The sequence below is a fragment of the Paraburkholderia sp. JPY419 genome, from assembly GCF_050435705.1.
In the GTDB taxonomy this organism is placed as follows: Bacteria; Pseudomonadota; Gammaproteobacteria; order Burkholderiales; family Burkholderiaceae; genus Paraburkholderia; species Paraburkholderia youngii.
Genome location: NZ_JBNDKV010000001.1, coordinates 268,581 through 286,531, shown reverse-complemented (window position 1 = coordinate 286,531; position 17,951 = coordinate 268,581). Strand labels below are relative to the sequence as shown.

At 61.4% G+C, this 17,951-nt stretch carries 20 protein-coding genes; 3 read left to right on the top strand and 17 right to left on the bottom strand.

What is annotated here, in order from left to right; translation table 11 throughout:
- Nucleotides 1–363: 363 nt before the first annotated feature.
- Both QFZ91_RS01375 and QFZ91_RS01370 read right to left on the bottom strand, forming a co-directional pair.
- Entirely contained in the window at nt 364–1,863 is a 1,500-nt protein-coding gene (locus QFZ91_RS01375) for a trypsin-like peptidase domain-containing protein (protein WP_429565964.1), read from the bottom strand.
- A gap of 284 nt (nt 1,864–2,147) precedes the next feature.
- Entirely contained in the window at nt 2,148–3,059 is a 912-nt protein-coding gene (locus tag QFZ91_RS01370) for a sterol desaturase family protein (protein ID WP_429565963.1), read from the bottom strand.
- A gap of 385 nt (nt 3,060–3,444) precedes the next feature.
- Between QFZ91_RS01370 and QFZ91_RS01365 the strand changes: the two genes are divergently transcribed.
- Entirely contained in the window at nt 3,445–4,275 is an 831-nt protein-coding gene (locus QFZ91_RS01365; RefSeq protein WP_429566627.1) for a 3-keto-5-aminohexanoate cleavage protein, read from the top strand.
- Between the two features lie 204 nt (nt 4,276–4,479).
- Nucleotides 4,480–5,388, top strand: a complete 909-nt coding sequence (locus QFZ91_RS01360; RefSeq protein WP_368599236.1) for a LysR family transcriptional regulator — start codon at nt 4,480–4,482, stop codon at nt 5,386–5,388.
- A 39-nt stretch (nt 5,389–5,427) separates the two neighbouring features.
- On the opposite strand, the gene QFZ91_RS01355 is transcribed toward QFZ91_RS01360, so the two are convergent.
- The 4 genes from QFZ91_RS01355 to QFZ91_RS01340 form a co-directional block, all read right to left on the bottom strand.
- On the bottom strand, nt 5,428–5,742 hold the full coding sequence (locus tag QFZ91_RS01355; RefSeq protein WP_429565962.1) for a four-helix bundle copper-binding protein: 315 nt from the start codon (nt 5,740–5,742) through the stop codon (nt 5,428–5,430).
- A gap of 137 nt (nt 5,743–5,879) precedes the next feature.
- Complete coding sequence (locus QFZ91_RS01350; protein ID WP_176122769.1) at nt 5,880–6,026, bottom strand: hypothetical protein; 147 nt, start codon at nt 6,024–6,026, stop codon at nt 5,880–5,882.
- Between the two features lie 98 nt (nt 6,027–6,124).
- The gene (locus tag QFZ91_RS01345; RefSeq protein ID WP_429565961.1) at nt 6,125–6,385 is read right to left on the bottom strand and encodes a hypothetical protein; all 261 of its coding nucleotides are present in this window, start codon (nt 6,383–6,385) and stop codon (nt 6,125–6,127) included.
- A 397-nt stretch (nt 6,386–6,782) separates the two neighbouring features.
- Entirely contained in the window at nt 6,783–9,074 is a 2,292-nt protein-coding gene (locus tag QFZ91_RS01340; protein ID WP_429565960.1) for an FdhF/YdeP family oxidoreductase, read from the bottom strand.
- A gap of 168 nt (nt 9,075–9,242) precedes the next feature.
- Here QFZ91_RS01340 and QFZ91_RS01335 point away from each other — a divergent pair, with 168 nt between their 5' ends.
- Nucleotides 9,243–9,668 (top strand): CBS domain-containing protein, encoded by a 426-nt coding sequence (locus tag QFZ91_RS01335; RefSeq protein ID WP_429565959.1) that lies wholly within the window; start codon nt 9,243–9,245, stop codon nt 9,666–9,668.
- Nucleotides 9,669–9,730: 62 nt separating this feature from the next.
- Here QFZ91_RS01335 and QFZ91_RS01330 read toward each other — a convergent pair whose 3' ends face one another.
- The 11 genes from QFZ91_RS01330 to QFZ91_RS01280 all read right to left on the bottom strand — a co-directional run bounded on the left by QFZ91_RS01330 (nt 9,731) and on the right by QFZ91_RS01280 (nt 17,617).
- Nucleotides 9,731–9,973 carry a hypothetical protein gene (locus tag QFZ91_RS01330; protein ID WP_176365457.1) on the bottom strand — a complete coding sequence of 81 codons (243 nt, stop codon included), beginning with the start codon at nt 9,971–9,973 and terminating at the stop codon, nt 9,731–9,733.
- A 55-nt stretch (nt 9,974–10,028) separates the two neighbouring features.
- Entirely contained in the window at nt 10,029–10,520 is a 492-nt protein-coding gene (locus QFZ91_RS01325; RefSeq protein ID WP_176365456.1) for an Hsp20/alpha crystallin family protein, read from the bottom strand.
- 216 nt (nt 10,521–10,736) lie between these two features.
- Nucleotides 10,737–11,069 carry a Rieske (2Fe-2S) protein gene (locus QFZ91_RS01320; protein ID WP_429565958.1) on the bottom strand — a complete coding sequence of 111 codons (333 nt, stop codon included), beginning with the start codon at nt 11,067–11,069 and terminating at the stop codon, nt 10,737–10,739.
- A gap of 1 nt (nt 11,070) precedes the next feature.
- Nucleotides 11,071–11,427: an SUF system Fe-S cluster assembly protein gene (locus QFZ91_RS01315; protein ID WP_429565957.1), complete on the bottom strand. Its 357-nt coding sequence runs from the start codon at nt 11,425–11,427 to the stop codon at nt 11,071–11,073.
- Between the two features lie 26 nt (nt 11,428–11,453).
- Nucleotides 11,454–11,903: a Fe-S cluster assembly sulfur transfer protein SufU gene (sufU, locus tag QFZ91_RS01310; protein ID WP_429565956.1), complete on the bottom strand. Its 450-nt coding sequence runs from the start codon at nt 11,901–11,903 to the stop codon at nt 11,454–11,456.
- Nucleotides 11,900–13,153, bottom strand: a complete 1,254-nt coding sequence (locus tag QFZ91_RS01305; RefSeq protein WP_429565955.1) for a SufS family cysteine desulfurase — start codon at nt 13,151–13,153, stop codon at nt 11,900–11,902. Before QFZ91_RS01305 ends, sufU begins: the two co-directional genes overlap by 4 nt.
- A complete protein-coding gene (gene sufD / locus QFZ91_RS01300; protein ID WP_429565954.1) occupies nt 13,150–14,475 on the bottom strand; it encodes a Fe-S cluster assembly protein SufD in 1,326 nt (441 codons plus the stop codon). Before sufD ends, QFZ91_RS01305 begins: the two co-directional genes overlap by 4 nt.
- A gap of 52 nt (nt 14,476–14,527) precedes the next feature.
- On the bottom strand, nt 14,528–15,301 hold the full coding sequence (sufC, locus tag QFZ91_RS01295; protein ID WP_429565953.1) for a Fe-S cluster assembly ATPase SufC: 774 nt from the start codon (nt 15,299–15,301) through the stop codon (nt 14,528–14,530).
- A 14-nt stretch (nt 15,302–15,315) separates the two neighbouring features.
- Nucleotides 15,316–16,764 carry a Fe-S cluster assembly protein SufB gene (gene sufB, locus QFZ91_RS01290; protein ID WP_429565952.1) on the bottom strand — a complete coding sequence of 483 codons (1,449 nt, stop codon included), beginning with the start codon at nt 16,762–16,764 and terminating at the stop codon, nt 15,316–15,318.
- A gap of 107 nt (nt 16,765–16,871) precedes the next feature.
- Nucleotides 16,872–17,024 carry a hypothetical protein gene (locus tag QFZ91_RS01285; protein WP_176380499.1) on the bottom strand — a complete coding sequence of 51 codons (153 nt, stop codon included), beginning with the start codon at nt 17,022–17,024 and terminating at the stop codon, nt 16,872–16,874.
- A gap of 275 nt (nt 17,025–17,299) precedes the next feature.
- Nucleotides 17,300–17,617 carry a hypothetical protein gene (locus tag QFZ91_RS01280; protein ID WP_429565951.1) on the bottom strand — a complete coding sequence of 106 codons (318 nt, stop codon included), beginning with the start codon at nt 17,615–17,617 and terminating at the stop codon, nt 17,300–17,302.
- Nucleotides 17,618–17,951 lie beyond the last annotated feature (334 nt).

Sequence of the window (17,951 nt, the reverse complement as noted above, 5' to 3'; positions counted from 1 at the left end):
ATGAGCCGCGGTTCGGCCTGTTCGCCCACGGTTCCGTCACGGCAATGGCAGCCGTGAACCAGCTTTTTTATCCTAAGCCTTTGAGCTATGAAAACGCCCGTCATCTTCGTGGCTGATCTGGACTAGTGGCCGGAATCGCCGTCCGGCGCACCTCTGCGCAATCCCTCCGAAGTCGGCGGCGACTCATGCAGACGGAGCATTCACTGTGCCTGATCGGTCGCATCCAAATGAAGCCATGAGATCGTGGACATAGCATGGGCATACACGGCTCAGCAGGGTCCGTGCGGGGCGAGGTTGCGGTTTGTGTCGCCTTAATCCCGCTTGCGTTATGAGGCACTTTGCATGCGCATCACGCAGCGACGGTCACCTGAGCGTGACGGAGACAAACCGGCGAGCATTTTGACGCTGGATCAGCACCGATATCGCTTTCTTCGCCTTTTCTTCCACTGCGCTCGCTTGCTCCCGCGATTCGATCAGCTCGCCATTGAAGGATAGGACGATATCGCCAGTGCGAATGCCAGCCATCGCCGCAGGTCCAGTCACCTGGTCCACCATCATCCCTTCCGGAAGATCATTCGCCCGCTTCTCGTCGTTGTTCAGCGGATGCATCGTCAAGCCAAGGCGATCCGGTCCGCCGCTTGCGCTTTGGGCCGGAGGGGGATTCGACGCTGCGTCAGGGGTTTGCACGGCGCTTGGGGTTGCGCCGGGCGCGCCGACGATGATTTCAATCGTCATCGGCTTTCGGCTGCGGATCACCGTGAGCGTCGTCTTCGTTCCGGGCTGCAGCCCGGCCGCATACTGGGACAGTTCGGCCGAGTGAGCGATCGTCCTGTCGCCAATCTGCATGATCACGTCGCCAGGCCTAATGCCACTCGCGGCGGCCGTCGTACCAGGCGTGACGACGTTGACGAGCGCCCCGGCCGGCCGTTGCAGGCCAATGGCCACCGCCAACCCAGGTCCGACGTCCTGAACCTCTACACCAAGAATGCCCGCCGGGCCATTGCTCTGGGTTTGCAACTGCGCTCGCACCTTATTCGCCGAGTTGATCGGAATCGCAAAGGTCAGGCTCGGGTACCGCTCCGCGTCCGGATAAACCTGCACGTCGATGCCGATCACGTCGCCCGCCCGGTCAAACAAAGGACCGCCCGAATTGTCGGGACTGGCAGCGACCTCGGTCTCGAAAAAGGGAAAACTGCTGCCGTCGGGCAACAGGCGCGACGTGGCGCTAACAATGCCAGTCGTAACGGTGTTCTGGTAACGGTCGGGCGATCCGATCGTCAGCACCTGTTCACCGACGCGCACGCGCGACGAGTCACCAAGCTTGACGGTCGGCAGCGTCGCAGCATCGATCTGAATCACCGCAACGTCGCTATCTGTGTCGACGACGAGCACCTTGCCTTTGAACTCCCGCCGGTCGGTCAGACTGACCGTGACTTCGTCCGCCTGATCCACCACATGTGCGGTGGTCAGAATGAGGCCATCGGGGCTGATGATGAAACCGGAGCCGGTGCCCGTTGTCACGCGAGCAATGTTGCGTTGCGGCTCCGGGGATTGCGGCGCGACGCCGCTGAAAAACGCGGCAATCGGATCGTGGGGGCCGATGTCCTCAGGGGGCGGCGCCGATGTTTGCTTCTCTGCAGCCGTTGCGCGGATATGGACTACAGCGGGCCCGTATCGCTCGACCATGGTGGGGAAGTCAGATGGCGTCGTGGCATTGGCCGGTGCAACCAACTTCCCCTGGGCGGGCTTGGGTGAGGCGTTGTCGGCGGCGAGCGCAGCTGGCAAGAGGCACGGACAGCCGCCCAGAAGTCCAGCTACCACCGCAGCATGGAGCAAGGTGCGATTCAAGGTCCGGCGGAACACGGCGCCTCCGAGGCGGTCGTCATCGCAGCGTATCGAAGTCTGAAGCGACCAAGGCTAACAGCGATGGCGAACAGGACAGACGCTGATGAAATAATTCTATGCCTCTGGCGGCGCTTCGGTGTGACACGGCTCACCACGAAAGCAAAATCACCCAGTTCTGGCGCGCCAGAATATAGAGAATGACGTGGATGGCCGAGACAGCTCGATACAACCCAGACCAGCTACGGATTTCGCGAGTCGCTTGACCACGGACCGGTGCAATTTCGTACTTCCTGACTAAAAGCTTAGCCGTTGACCGCTCCCGCCGCGCCGGGTTGTTTGCTCTTGCGGCGCAGTTCTTCCGTCGTTTCGCCTCCGCCGTGCGGCAGCCAGCCCGGCGGCTGGATCACGTGATTGATCGCGATCCACGGGCTCTTCGCGTTGACCATATCGCGAATCAGCGTGGCCCAGTGCTCGAACTCGACGACGAGCGGGTTGCGCGACGTGGTCGGCGTCACGAGACCGTACCGACACGGTTCGTCAGCGCGTTCTTCCACGTAGGTGCCGAACAGCCGGTCAAAGATGATCAGCACGCCACCATAGTTCGCGTCCAGATAATCGACGTTCGATGCATGGTGCACACGGTGGTGTGACGGCGTATTGAACAGATATTCGAACCAGCCCAGCTTGGGAATGTACGTGGTATGCAACCAGCCCTGGTACATGAGATTGAGGAACAACGTGAGCAGCACGACCTCGGGCTTGATCCCCAGCCATACGAGCGGCGCGAAGAACAGCGTCGAGCCAGTCAGTTTGCCGGTCAGGCCGAGACGATAGGCCGTTGAAAGCGTCAACTGGTTCGGCGAATGGTGCACGGCATGCGTGGCCCAGAAGAAGCGCACGCGATGCGACGCACGGTGATACCAGTAGTAGCAGAACTCCATTCCGATGAAAAGCGCGAACACCATGAGCGCGCTATTGATGCCGACCGTAAAGATGCGATGGTCGTAGACGAAGCTGAAAACTGGCGTCGCGACCGAGATCGGCAGCAGCGACATCAGCCTGCGCGCGGCCAGGTCGAACAGTGAGATCCACACCTCGTGCCAGGCAAATGGTGAGGACGCACTCTTCCTGCGGCTCAGCACGACTGCTTCGATCAGCGAAACGACAACGACGACGCCGGTGACGACAAGAAGAAGATTTGTGAAGGATTCCATGACGATGCCATATCGGGTGGTGGCGGGAGGTATCGTCTGCGGTGGTGAGGGGTCAGTGCATCGCATCGATACGCGCACTTTAGACAGGGTTCGCGTGACTGGCTACGCAAAAGGTATTTCACCGCGTGTCATGGGATCACTATTCACGGGTCGCGGCGAACAAGGCGATGTGCCGCCGCTTCGCCCTCGTTGACTTCGAGAGCATCCTACCGAATTATTTCAACAAACTTACATCGTGACTGCGCGATTATCGGCAATACGGCACGCGTAGCCTTCCCGAATCTTTTATTCACAGACGCGAGCCTGTCCCCTTCCCCGGCAATATAAGTTGCACCCTTTTGAACTAGACTTGGAAAATGGAAAATCGGGAACGGGAGTGTTGGCCATGAGTGAACCGTGCATCATCTCCGTTGCGATCACTGGCTCAGTTCCGCGCAAGAAGGACAACCCGGCTGTGCCGATCACGATCTCCGAGCAGATCGAAAGCACCCAGGAAGCGTACGAAGCCGGGGCATCCCTCGTTCATCTGCACGTGCGCGACGAACAGGAGAACTCGAGTTCCGACCGATCGAGTTTCGCCGCACTTCAGGACGGCATCCGCAAGCACTGCCCTGACATCATCATTCAGTTTTCGACAGGCGGTCGTGGCCGTTCGTTCGAGCAACGCGGCGCGATGCTCGACCTGCGCCCGGATATGGCGTCGCTCGCAACAGGCTCCGTCAATTTCCCGACTACTGTCTATGAAAATCCGCCGGACTTCGTGCGCGCGCTTGCGCAAACGATGCTCGACTACGATGTCAAACCGGAAATCGAAGTCTTCGATCTGGCGATGTTGTACAGCACGGCAGATCTCGTCCAGCAGGGGCTGCTGAAGTCTCCTGTGCACGTTCAATTCGTGATGGGTGTAAAGAACGCGCTGCCTGCGCGCCGCGAGATTCTCGAGTTCGAGGTCCAGCAACTCAAGACGCTATTGCCGGATGCAACATGGACCGCCGCTGGTATCGGACGGCATCAGTTGGAGGTCAATCATTGGACTCTTGAAATGGGCGGGCACTGCCGCACCGGTCTCGAAGACAATGTGCGCTGGGACAAGGACACGCTGGCAAAGAGCAACGCGCAACTCGTTGCACGGGTGGCCGCTTTGTGTGATGAATACGGCCGGCCGGTGGCAAGTGCGGCCAAAGCGCGCGAAATTCTCGATCTTCCCTCGAGATAGGCCGACTGGGCGGGCCACTCGCTCCCGTCCGGCGTCCGCGTGAGGGACGCCTGAATGCGCTACTCAACCCGACCGGGGCTCCGAGCCGTAGGTATTCGCTCAATGCTCCCGGCGTCGGCTGTCGCTACCTTTCCAGGTTTGGCAGCCCGACCGCATAATCGCGCTACGATACGCGTCGCACTTTGTCGAATCTCATACCCCCTCATGCTCGAACGCTTTCATCTCACCCTGATCCGCGAAGTGGACCGGCAGGGCTCGCTCACGGCGGCAGCCGGTGCGCTGCATCTGACGCAATCAGCGTTGAGCCATACCGTCAGGAAGCTCGAGCAGCAGCTCGGCACACCGGTCTGGGACCGTGACGGCCGCAACCTGCGCCTCACCCAGGCAGGCCAGTATCTGCTGTCGCTCGCCGACCGGCTGCTGCCGCAGTTTGAGCATGCCGAAGCGCGCATGAAGCAATACGCGAACGGCGAGCGCGGCACACTGCGCATCGGCATGGAATGTCATCCGTGTTACCAGTGGCTGCTGAAGGTCGTGTCGCCGTACCTCGCGCGCTGGCCCGATGTCGATGTCGACGTCAAGCAGCGCTTCCAGTTCGGCGGCATCGGCGCGCTGTTCGGCTACGACATCGACGTGCTCGTCACGCCTGATCCGCTGAAGCGGCCCGGCCTCAGCTTCGAACCCGTGTTCGACTACGAGCAGGTGCTGGTGGTGGCCGACGGGCATCGGCTGGCCAACGCGCGTTACGTGGAGCCCGAACAGCTCGTCGATGAAACGCTGATCACCTATCCGGTCGACACCGACCGCCTCGACATCTACAACCTGTTCCTGCGCCCCGCCGACGTCGCCCCGCGCCGTCACAAGACGATCGAGACCACCGACATCATGCTGCAGATGGTCGCAAGCAAGCGCGGCGTGGCCGCGCTGCCGCGCTGGCTCGCCGAGGAATACGCCGACCGTATGCCGGTGGTCAGCGTGAAGCTTGGCAAGGCCGGCATCGCCAAGCAAATTTTTCTCGGCACGCGCGATGCGGATGCGTCGCTCGACTATCTGGCTTCGTTCGTCGAGTTCGCACGCAAGTCGAACTGGAAGGGCTCGAAGCCGCGGCGCTAAAGGTTGCATCTCGCGGGTCACACGCGGACCCGCGTTCCGTCATAGCGCGCGGCACGCTTCCGCGCAACGGCGACACGCATCGCTGCAATCCTGGCAATGCTGCGCCGGATGACGCGCGCATTCGTCGCCGCAGACATCGCACAGGCGCGCGCAGAGGTCGCAGAAATCGCGCATGAACTGCGTGTCGCGCGCGAGGGCCTCCGAAGTCAAGCGGCACAGCGACGCGCAATCCATGTCGAGCCGGATGCATTTTTCCATTTCATCGAGATGCCGCTCAGCGATGCACGCGGAGTAACACCGGGTACAGGCGCTCGCGCAACGGTCGAGCGCGTCGATACAGTCCTGGGGGGTCATTGCGGTTCCTTGGCAGCCTCGTCGCGCAGTAGAACAGCAATCACCATGCCGTCTCGCGGTCACACCGTGCGACGCGTGAGCAGTTCGCCGATCGCGCGCGGCGGATTGATGGTGCGGCGAGTCCGCGGCTGCGCGCGTCAACCGTCCTCGCCCACTTCCTGCGGCTCGGGCAGATCGGGGAGGTCTTCGGTGGTTGGCGGCTCCGGTTCGCCCGGCATGTTCGGCAGGTCCGTGTCGTCGTCGTTGGCGGGCGTCTGTTGCACGGAATGCTGCGTTGCGCTCATGGTCTGCTCCTTCAGGTTTCGTTCGATATGCCTGTCAGTGAGCATGCGGCAGACCCGCGACCACAATCGGCCAGGGACGCCGATGCGGCGCATGTGCGTCATGGGATCGGCATCGGGCGATTGGTTGCCGCTCTGTCCCGAGCGCCGTTTTCGAGTGTCAGCAGGCGGCCTATGAGCTCGCCCTTGAGCTGATGCAGCAGCGACAGCTCCCGGCGAGTCGTGTCGAGCGCATCGCGCAGCAGGGGCTCGTTGCTCCGGGCGAGGCTTCCTTCCATTTTGGCCAGCGCGGATGTTCGCACCCTGATCTCGGTGCTTACGTTGATCATTTCCGCCAGCACATCTTCAATCCGTTCCGTCATCGTCTCCCCCAACCTTCGGGTTATTTACCTTCGCATTCGACGCGTAAGCCTCCTTCGAGCGGTGCTCCGTGAAAAAAGGCGATCACCCGACATTGCGACGTGATCGCCATTAAGCGTTTCTGGAGAAACGCTGTCCCCGAATCCGTAGGGGACGTCGCAGTATACGAACACTATGTGGCGTCGTGCCATGTCCTTAAGTGACGGGTAACGGACAATCTGCGTGCCCGACATCCGTCCGCAACTCATGAGTTATCAACACCCGATGCGTATGTCCGCGCGCCGCTGGGGCGACTATCATAAAAGTGGGCACGCGCTTATCATGCCCTTCACGCGCTGCCCGGGTGTAATTCAGCGGCCGGCACAGGTAACGATGCCGGCCTTTTTGTGTCAGCGCCGTTCACCGCGTGGCCGCCAGCACGCGCACTGGAATCGATTTGGCCCCCGGCACCTTGCTCTCTTTCGCGTAGTGCCACAGCGGCAGCAGCGGATTGCATTCCGGGTAATAGCCGCCGATGCATCCCTGCGGCACATCGAACGGCACCACGCTCAGCCCGTCGACGCGGCGCTCGACGCCGTCGTCCGCGATCGTCTCGAGGCCGATGCGGTCACCGTGCGCGAGCCCGCGCTTCTCCATGTCGGCGGGATTCATCAGGATCACCATGCGCGAACCCTTGATGCCTCTGAAGCGGTCATCGAGGCCATAAATGGTCGTGTTGAACTGGCTGTCGCTGCGCAGGGTCATCAAGCGCAGCGAATCGGGCTCACGCTCGGGCATGTCAGGATCTTCGCCGATCGAAGTCGGCACCATGAACTCGGCCTTGCCGCTCTTGGTCTTCCACTTGCGCTCGCGCGCGGGCAGCGGCCGTATCACGCCGCCGGGTGTCCACATGCGTGACTCGAAATCATCGAACATCTCGGGCCACGTCTTCGCCATTTCCAGCCGTACCCGCGAATAGTCGTCGCGCCATGCATCCCAGTCGACGCTGGAGCGCTCGCCGAGGGTCGCCTTCGCGATGCCCGCGACGATGAACGGCTCCGAGCGGATCGTCGGCGCGGCCGGTTCGACCATGCCATGCGAGCCATGAAAGTGCGCCGTGCTGTCTTCCATCGATACCGCTTGCGCGCCGCCCGCCTGCCGGTCGATCTCGATGCGGCTCAGGCACGGCAGCAGATACGAGCGCTGGCCGTGCACAAGGTGGCTGCGATTGAGCTTGGTCGCCACATTGACGGTCAGCCCGAGCGCGGCCCACGCCGGTTCGGTGCGCCCCCGGTCGGGCACCGAGCGCACGAGGTTGCCGCCGAGGTTGATCATCGCGTTGACCTTGCCATCGAGCATCGCCTCGAAGGCCTCGACGATGTTCATGCCTTTCTCGCGCGGCGGCTCGAACGAAAACTGTTTAGCCAACTGATCGAGGGGCGCGAGTTCCGGCTTTTCGGTGATGCCGACCGTGCGCTGACCCTGCACGTTCGAATGGCCGCGCACCGGCGAGGGCCCCGCGCCCGGCTTGCCGACATTGCCGCGCAGCAGCAGCAGATTGCACAGCATGCGCACGTTTTGCACGCCCATCCGATGCTGCGTGAGACCCATGCCATAGTGGATCATCACCGCGTTCGCCTTCATGTATTCGTCGGCGGCCGCTTCGAGCGCGGCGCGCGGCAAGCCGCTCACGCGTTCGATGTCGTCCCAGCTCGCCGCGCGCGCGTACTGCGCGAACTGCTCGTAGCCGTTCGTATGCTCGCGGATGAAATCGACATCGACGACGCGCGCGCCGCCCGTACTGACCGCGCGATCGTCCGCTTCGATCACGAGTTTGCACATGCCGAGGATCGCGGCGGTATCGCCACCCGTCTTCACCTGATGGTATTGCGTGCTGATCTGCGTATCGGTGGGTGTGAGCATGTCGACCGGTGACTGCGGATTTGCGAAATGCAGCAGCCCCGGTTCGCGCAAAGGATTGAACGTGATGATCGGCACGCCGCGTTTACGCGCGTCCTGCAACTGATGCAGCATGCGCGGGCTATTCGTACCGACGTTCTGGCCGAAGAAGAACATCAGGTCGGTCTTCTCGAAGTCGTCGAGCGAGACCGTGCCGACGCCAACGCCAATCGCTTCCTTGAGCCCGACGCTGGTGCTCTCGTGGCACATGTTCGAGCTGTCGGGCAGATTGTTGGTGCCGTACATGCGCGCGAAAAGCTGCAGCATGTACGAGGTTTCCAGCGATGCACGGCCCGACGTGTAGAACACCACGCTGGCCGGGTCGAGCGTGCGCAGCTCGGCGCCGATCGCATCGAATGCCTGCTGCCACGACACCGGCACGTACCGGTCGGTAGACGGGTCGTAGCGCAGCGGCTCGGTGAGCCGCCCCGCTTCCTCGAGATCGTGATCGTGCCACTTCGCAAGCTCGCTGACAGTGTGGACCTCGAAGAAATCCGGCGTTACGCGTTTGGCCGTCAGATCCCACGCAGTGGCTTTCGCGCCGCTTTCGCAGAACTCGAACGTATGCGGATCGGCCGGCTTCGCCCACGAGCAGCTGACACACATGAAACCGTCGGGCTTGTTCTGATGCATCAGAACCTGGCTATCCTTCAGCGGTGCTTTTTCCCGAAGCAGGATCGTCGCGACCGCCTTGACGGAACCCCATCCACCCGATGCGTAGGGATATGCAGCGCTTTTGGCTTCATTGCTCATGAGTGCCCCCGTCTGGTCAAAAATGTCACGTCATGATGGGTTAGCACGTCACGTTCCTGGCTGCGGCATCGGGGGGTACGGTGATTGCTGCGCCGCTGATTGCGGTGATGAAAGACCGGTTCGACAGGCTGTCGCCAGACAGCATCGGCCCACTGGAAGGAGAAGATCATGACAACTGTTGCAGAAGTGATGACACGCAATCCAGCGTCCATCGGACCCCGCCTGACCATACGAGAAGCTGCACAATTGATGACCGAACTGAATGTCGGTGTGCTACCCGTTTGCGAGGACGGCGAGGTGGTGGGCATGCTGACTGACCGGGATATCGTGACGCGCGCGGTAGCGCTAGGAGCGTCGCCCGAGGAAACGATAGAAGGAATCGTCAGTGGTGAACCGAGCTGCTGCTACGAAGACGACGACGTCCAGGCCGTCAAGGACAGGATGGCGGACGCGCAAGTCCGCCGGATTCCCGTCGTGGATCAAAGCGACCACCTGATCGGAATCCTTTCCCTCGGGGACCTTGCCACGCGCTCCGACGACGAAATTTCTTCTACGCTGGGGGCGATTTCAACGCCTTGCGAACCGGAGCGCTAAAGCAGCTATACGCGCCGCGAATTCAACAGCCAGGCATTCGACGGGTGCCGGCGTCGCCTGATCTATCCCCGGCGCACGTAGTGATCGGACACAACGTGGCGCCCGTCGATCCATGCAATCGCGAGTTCCGTCGCCTGGACGTGGGCGTCGTTCGGCTCCGCGAAATCGCCGTCGACGCCCAACGTCCGCGTTTCGCCTGTCGGGTCGGTCACGATGGCTGCCGCCCTATAGCGATCGCTGTCCGCGGGAGTGACGACTGAGCGGATCAGCAAACCTCGGTACTTGGTAACTTGATCGGTTTTCATAGAGCCTCCGCCGAATACTGTCGCGCGGGCCGCGGATGCGGCCCGTATGCTGCGATCAGCCATTAACCGGAATACGCCGCACATGGCTCTGCGCGTCGGGTCGTTTTGCAACAGTTACTGTGAGCACGCCATTGCGAAAGTCGGCCGTGACCTTATCAGGGTCTGCATCCGGACTGAGCTGTACGGAGCGCTGGAAAGTGCCCTGCCAACGCTCGCTATACACCGCGCCGGCCGACGATCCCTTCTTTTCACCGCGGATGGTGAGAACGTCCTTGTTCAGCGACACATCGACGTCCTTCTGTTCCAGTCCGGGCAGTTCAGCTACGACCTTGATCTCCTTGTCGGTTTCGCTGAGTTCGATGTTCGGCCAGCCAAAAGACGGCCCAAACGATGAGCCGAGACGCGCCGGCAGCTCAAATCCCCGGAAAAAGTCGTCGAACAGACGGTTCATTTCGCGATGCAGCGCGAACATGGGGTGATCGTCGCGTTGATGAGCGCTCGGAAGATTGCTGTCGCGATTCCACGGAATAAGGTTTCTGAAGTCCATCTTTCACCTCCGTCACTAGCAGGCGAGCGAGCCACGGCATGCCGCCTGTCCGTGCTCCTTGCCTATACGCACGAATAATCGAAAACGGACCCGCGGCATTGGCCCGGCCCACACGGTTGACGTAGCAAACGGCATATGCCGACAATCTGACGCGGCCTCGCCCGGCCTCGAGTTCAGCAACGCTCATACCCTGGCAAGCGCTATTGCTGAATGCTTTCACGAAGCGCTGTCCTCCTCGCGCGCGTCGCGCACCTGCAGGACTCCAGCCTCGATGCGCACCGGAAACACCGCCACGTCTTCGTAGGCCGGCGGAGCCAGCACCTTGCCGGTCCTGATACAAAAACGGGCGCCATGACGAGGACATACCACCTCGTCATCCTCGACGGGACCGCCCGTCAGGATGCCGCCGTCGTGCGGACAGGTATCTTCGATCGCGTAGCAGACGCCATCAAGATTGAACACCGCCACCTGTGTGCCGTCCACGTCGACGCTGCGCACCGAACCAGGCGGGAAATCCGTCATCGCCGCGACATCGACCCAGTTTGTCATGTCAAAGCATTCCCAATTGCAGACGGGCGGCTTCCGACATCCGCTCTTTCGTCCACGGCGGTTCCCACACCAGCTCGACTCGTACCGTATTGACGCCCGCCACCGAATAGACGACATCTTCGATCGTCGCCGGAAAGGTCTGCGAGACCGGACAGCCCGGCGCCGTTAGCGTCATGCGTATGGACACGTTGCCCGTATCGCCGTCGACTTCCAGGCCGTACACCAGCCCCAGATCGTAGATGTTCACGGGAATCTCCGGGTCGAACACCGTACGCAACGCGTCGATCACACGCGAGCGCAGGTCGCCGTCGCCGGACTCCGGCCCATCTGCCCGTTTCAGCCAGTCGAATGCGCTCATCCTGTTCACCTCACTACCTCCACTAATCATTCCGTCGAGATGGTGCCGCACACGTCATGCAACGCTGCATGGAGCGTATGCCATGCGAGCGTCGCGCACTTCACGCGCGCCGGAAATTCCCGCACACCCGAGAACACCGCGAGCTTGCCGAGGTGCGAAGACGCGTCCGCCGGCGGCGCCGTCATCATCATGTCGTGAAACGCCCCGAAGAGCGCCTCCATTTCCGATTCCGTGCGCCCCTTGAGCGCTTCGGTCATCAGCGATGCCGATGCGATGGCGATTGCACAGCCGACTCCCTCGAACCCAACGTCCGCCACGACGCCATTCTCGATGCGCAGATACAGCGTGATGCGATCTCCGCACAACGGGTTATAGCCCTCCGCCTTGTGATTGGCATCCGGCAGCCGGTGACGGTTTCTCGGTCTCCGGTAGTGGTCGAAAATCACTTCCTGGTACAGGTCGCGCAGACTGCTCATTGCCCAAATACCTCCTGGACGTGCGCCATTGCCTTGACGAGCGCGTCCACGTCGGCTCGCGTGTTGTACAGCGCGAATGACGCGCGCACGGTTGCCGGCACGCCGAAGCGCTGCATGACGGGCATCGCGCAATGATGGCCGGCGCGCACCGCGACGCCGTACTGATCGAGAATCGTACCGACGTCGTGTGCATGCACGTGGTCGAGCACGAACGACAGAATGGCTGCCTTTTCGGTTGCGGTACCGATCAGCCGCAGATGTGGTATCGCACGCATTGCATCGGTCGCATACGCGAGCAGCGCGGCCTCATGTGCGCCGATCGTTTCGCGGCCGATTGCATTCACATAGTCGAGCGCCACCGCGAGCGCAATCGCCCCGCTAATGTCCGGTGTGCCCGCCTCGAACTTCCAGGGAATGGCGTTATAAATGGTCTTGTCGAACGTCACCGAGCGGATCATGTCGCCACCGCCCTGCCACGGCGGCATCGCTTCCAGTCTGTCCGCCTTGGCGTACAGCACGCCGATTCCCGTCGGTCCATAAGCCTTGTGCCCGGAGAACGCATAGAAATCGCAATCGAGCGCGCGCACGTCGACAGGCAGATGTGCAACCGCCTGCGCGCCGTCGATCAGGACAGGCACGTCGCGCGCGTGCGCGGCCTCGATCATCCGCGCGACCGGGTTGATCGTACCGAGCGCGTTCGATACATGCGTGATCGCCACGATGCGCGTGCGCTCGGCGATCATCTGCCGGTAGGCATCGACATCGAGCGCGCCGCTGTCATCGATCGGCACGACCTTCAACACCGCGCCCGTCTGCTCGCATACGAGTTGCCACGGCACGATGTTCGAGTGATGTTCCATCGCGCTGATCAGGATCTCGTCGCCGGGCTTCGCAAGAGGACGCACATAGCTCTGCGCAACCAGGTTGATCGCTTCCGTCGTGCCGCGCACGTAGACGATTTCCTCCGCGCGCGCCGCATTGATGAAGCGCGCAATTCGTTCGCGCGCACCTTCGTACGCGTCCGTGGCGCGCTGCGACAACTCGTGCACGCCGCGATGTACGTTCGCATTTGCATGCTCGTAGTAGTCGCGCTGCGCGTCGATCACGGCCGAAGGTTTCTGGGTAGTCGCGCCGTTGTCGAGATACACCAGTGGATTGCCGTGTATGAGCTCGCGAAAAATCGGGAAGTCGCTTCGCCAACGCGCCACCGTGTCTTCGTCCGGGATCATCACAGGTTCGATCGGTTTCATACCAGTCCCCGAATGCGCTCACCTTCCGGCGTGCGCGCGAGCAGCATTTGCGTCAGTCGGTCGCGCACCGCCTCGATACGCACGTGCTCCAGACTGCTGCGCGCAAACGCCCAGATGAGCAAAGCCCGCGCCACGCGCTCGTCGATGCCGCGTGAGCGCAGATAGAACAACTGGTTCTCGTCAAGCTGGCCAACGGTTGCGCCATGCGTGCACTTGACGTCGTCGGCATGGATCTCCAGTTGCGGCTTCGTGTCGATCTGCGCATCGCGCGACAACAGAAGATTGAAGTTCGACTGATGCGTGTCGGTCTGCTGCGCGTGACGATGCACGATCACGTTGCCGTTGAAGACGCCATGTGACGCACCGTCGAGCACCCCGCGGTAGTGCTCGCGGCTCGTTCCGCGCGGTTTCTCGTGATCGATGCGCGTGTGATGATCGACATGCTGCCTCGCGCTCGCGATATACAGCCCGTTCAGTTCGGCGCGGGCATCGGCGGCCTGCAGCCGGGTGTCGATCTGCGTACGCGAGAGTGCCCCACCGAATGCGAACGAGTGCGACGTGAAGCGGCTCGCCCGCTGTTGCGAGACGTCGACATGCGCAATATGGAACGCGCTGCGTGCTTCATGGTGGACGCGGCAATGCTGCACATCGGCCTCGTCGCCCGCCACGATCCTCGTGACGGAATTGACCAGATACGCGTCGTCGGAGAAACCGGCAAACTGCTCGACGATCGAGCACCGCGAGCGCCTATCCGCCAGTACCGTGTTGAACGGATGTATCGCGAGGCCGGCTTCGTCGGTCAGGAACAGCATGACGAGCGGCGCATCGATCGCACAGTCCGGCGGCAGCAGGACCACGTAACCGTCGCTCAGGAACGCCGTGTTCAGGGCCGCGAAGCCATCGGGCGCTGCCTGATGCGCAATGACGGCTTTCAGCCGCTCCGGTATCTCACGAATGGCACGTGTGAGACTGCCGACAAATGCGCCGTCCGGCAAAGGCGGCATGCGCGACAGCTTCGGCATATGGCGGCCGTTGACGAACACGAGCCGACCCGCGGTCCCGTAGGGCACGAGATCGTCGACGATGCGCTCCATATCCAGGTCGTCGCTGCGCCGCGACGTGAAATGCCATGCCCGCTTCGCGATGGTCGCCACATTCGTGTACTTCCAGTCTTCCAGCCGAGTTGTGGGAAAGCCAAGCCCTTCGAATTTTTCGAACGCCTGGCGCCTCGCGCTGCGCAACCACGGAAGTTCCGCGCCGGGCAGCGTACTCGACAGGGTCTGGAAAGCCTGATGGAGGTACTCGAGCGTCGGTTCACTCATTTGACGTCTACTCCTCGCGATATCACGTATGACCGCCTCGTTTTAGTACGGGCTAGGTGGCCCCAGAATTCGGCCCATTCGGCGCATCGGCATCGAGCCATCCATAACCCTTGCGCTCCAGTTCAAGTGCCAGCTCGCGCGTTCCGGATTTCGCAATACGCCCCTTTGAAAGCACGTGCACGCAATCAGGCACGACGTATTCGAGCAAGCGCTGGTAGTGCGTCACCAGGACGATTGCGCGGTCCGCATCGCGCATCTGATTGACGCCTCGCGCAACCACTTGCAACGCATCGATATCGAGCCCCGAATCGGTTTCGTCGAGAATCGCGAGGCGCGGCTCCAGCACCGCCATCTGCAGCACCTCGTTGCGCTTTTTCTCACCCCCTGAAAACCCTTCGTTGACCGCGCGATGCAGCAGGCTTTCGTCCATCTGCATGAGCGCCATTTTCTCCTTCACCAGTTGCAGGAATTCCATTGCATCCAGTTCGGGGTCGCCGCGGTGCGTGCGCTGTGCATTCAACGCGGCCTTCAGCAGATACACGTTGCTGACACCCGGTATTTCGACAGGATATTGAAACGCGAGAAAAAGCCCTTCGCGTGCACGCTCTTCCGGCGCGAGCGAGAGCAGGTCACGGCCCCCATACTGCACGCTGCCACCTGTTACGCGGTAATGCTGGTGGCCCGCCAGCACGTTGGCAAGGGTGCTCTTGCCCGAACCGTTCGGGCCCATGATGGCGTGCACCTCGCCAGCGTTCACACACAGATCGACCCCGCGCAGAATCGGCTTGCCTTCTACTTCAACGCTCAGTTTGCTGATTTCTAGCATGACCGTTGTCCCTGTCAGCCCGTGCTGCCTTCAAGACTTACGCCGAGCAGCTTTTGTGCTTCGACGGCGAACTCCATGGGCAGCTCCTTGAGGACCTCCCTGCAAAATCCGTTGACGATCATCGACACCGCTTCTTCCTCCGAAAGCCCTCGCTGTCGGCAATAGAAGAGCTGGTCCTCGCCGATGCGCGACGTCGATGCCTCGTGCTCGACCTTCGCGGTCGGGTTTTTCACCTCGATATAGGGAACCGTGAGTGCACTGCAGCGATCGCCGAGCAGCAGCGAATCGCACTGTGTGTAGTTGCGCGCGTCCTCCGCCGAGCGGGCAATTTTCACGAGCCCACGATAGGCGTTCCTGCCGTGGCCGGCGGAAATGCCCTTCGACAGGATCGTGCTGCGCGTATTGCGACCCAGATGCGTCATCTTCGTGCCGGTGTCGGCCTGCTGATAGTTGTTGGTGAGCGCCACCGAATAGAATTCGCCGACTGCGTTGTCGCCTTGCAGGATCACGCTCGGGTATTTCCACGTGATGGCGGAGCCTGTTTCGACCTGAGTCCACGAAATCTTCGAGTCCGCTTCACGGCAATCGCCACGCTTGGTCACGAAGTTATAGATGCCGCCGCGCCCGTGCGCATCGCCCGGATACCAGTTCTGCACCGTCGAGTAGCGGATTTGCGCACCCTCCAGCGCGACCAGTTCCACCACTGCAGCATGCAACTGGTTCTCGTCACGCATCGGCGCGGTACAACCCTCCAGATAACTGACGTAGGCTCCCTTGTCCGCGATGATCAGCGTTCGCTCGAACTGTCCCGTGTTCTGCGCGTTGATGCGGAAATACGTCGAAAGTTCGATCGGGCAACGCACGCCGGGTGGGATATAGCAGAACGACCCGTCGCTAAAAACCGCGGAGTTCAGCGCAGCGAAAAAGTTGTCGGTATGCGGCACCACTGAGCCGAGGTATTGCCGCACCAGTTCAGGATGGCTCTGCACCGCTTCCGAAAACGGACAGAACACGATGCCGAGCGCGCCAAGCTTCTCACGAAACGTCGTCGCGACAGACACGCTGTCGAACACCGCATCCACCGCGACGCCCGCGAGCATCTCGCGCTCCTCCAGCGGAACGCCGAGTTTCTCGTACGTGCGCAGCAGTTCCGGATCGACATCCTGCAGACTCTTCGGGCGATCCTTCGGAGCAATCGGCGCCGAATAATACGCAATGTCCTGATAGTCGATAGGCGGGTGCTCAACCGATGCCCAATGCGGTTCGTTCATCGTGAGCCAGTGCCGGTAGGCCGAGAGGCGCCAGGCGAGCATGAAGTCGGGTTCATTCTTCTTTGCTGAAATCAGGCGGATGACATCTTCAGACACACCGCGCGGCAACGTATCCGACTTTACATCGGTCACGAATCCGTGCCGGTATTCGCTCCGGATCAGCTCGTCGATTCTCGATACACTTGAACTCATGCAGACCTCCGCTTTCAGCGTTGCGGCGGCCGGATCGTGCGCTTGGGGCGATCACGGAATCACGTGTGCGTAGCCGCTGGCGGGCTGTCTAGACGGCTCCAATTGCGTCAAACAGCGTGATCCGCCTGGCGACTGCCGTAGCCAATAGCGGATAGCCGTGCATCGGCGAGGCTGCCAATACTCTCCACGGTGTCCGGATCGCGTGCCATTGTGATCGTGATCACCGTGACATAGTCGGCAAGCGTGCTCATGCGCAACATGATTAAGCCTCCGCGAACCGTACCTGTCTGGTCTGGTTTCACATTCAACCCTAGCACCGCGCCGCCGCTGATAAAAGAAAGACATCACTGCGCGTGTACGTTCTCGCTGCTGTCGTCAACTCGGCCTTGTCGCGGCTTGCGTCGAGGTATGACGATTGCCGAGCTTGAACTCCCGCGAAGGTGTCTTCTGATCTTTGACACCAGAGAAGCGTAGTGCGCCGGACCATAGCGTAGTCGAATGCCGGTGCTCGGACCGGATCACGCGTCGAGGCGAATTACCGGGAACAACGTTCCAAAACAGCTACTGCCCTGTGGGTCGCTTCGACGATTTCCACGCACTCTGCGTGACGACGGGTCTGCTCGATCGCTGAACACTCACCGGCGCGGCTCACTTGCGCCAGATCGGCGCGAGCTTTTTCCAGCGCCGCCGACGGTGACCCATTGTCTGCAATCAGCTTCGCCAGATCGAAGACCGTGCCGGAAGACAGTTCCACGTATGCCGGGCAAGCAGCGCTGGCGGCGCCGCTGTACACCCAGAACCCCGCAATGGCAAATACGACGCGTCGTGCGACGCTAGTAGTCAAATTACTCATGGCAGCATCCTTTGCTCCTTACTGGGCCCAAGCCGATTCGTGTGTTGTTTGTATAACTCCAGCGTCCACGAAACGGCCTGCAAAAATACCCGCGTCAGTGCCGAAATTCCCCGCAAGCCTGCGCCCTCACTTCCAACCTGGCGCTCCATGGCCGCCGCATCCTGCATTCCCGCTCCAACTCTACGAGATGGAAGATGCGCGCTACCAACGGACTAAAAGCTTACTCGGACGCAGGGTTGTGCGGGTCGATCGGGGCGCTGGAATGTTGCGGTGACGCCCGACGTGGCGGTGCGATGGGTTTGGCGCTTAGGGGTTCGCGCCGGAATGTAAGACA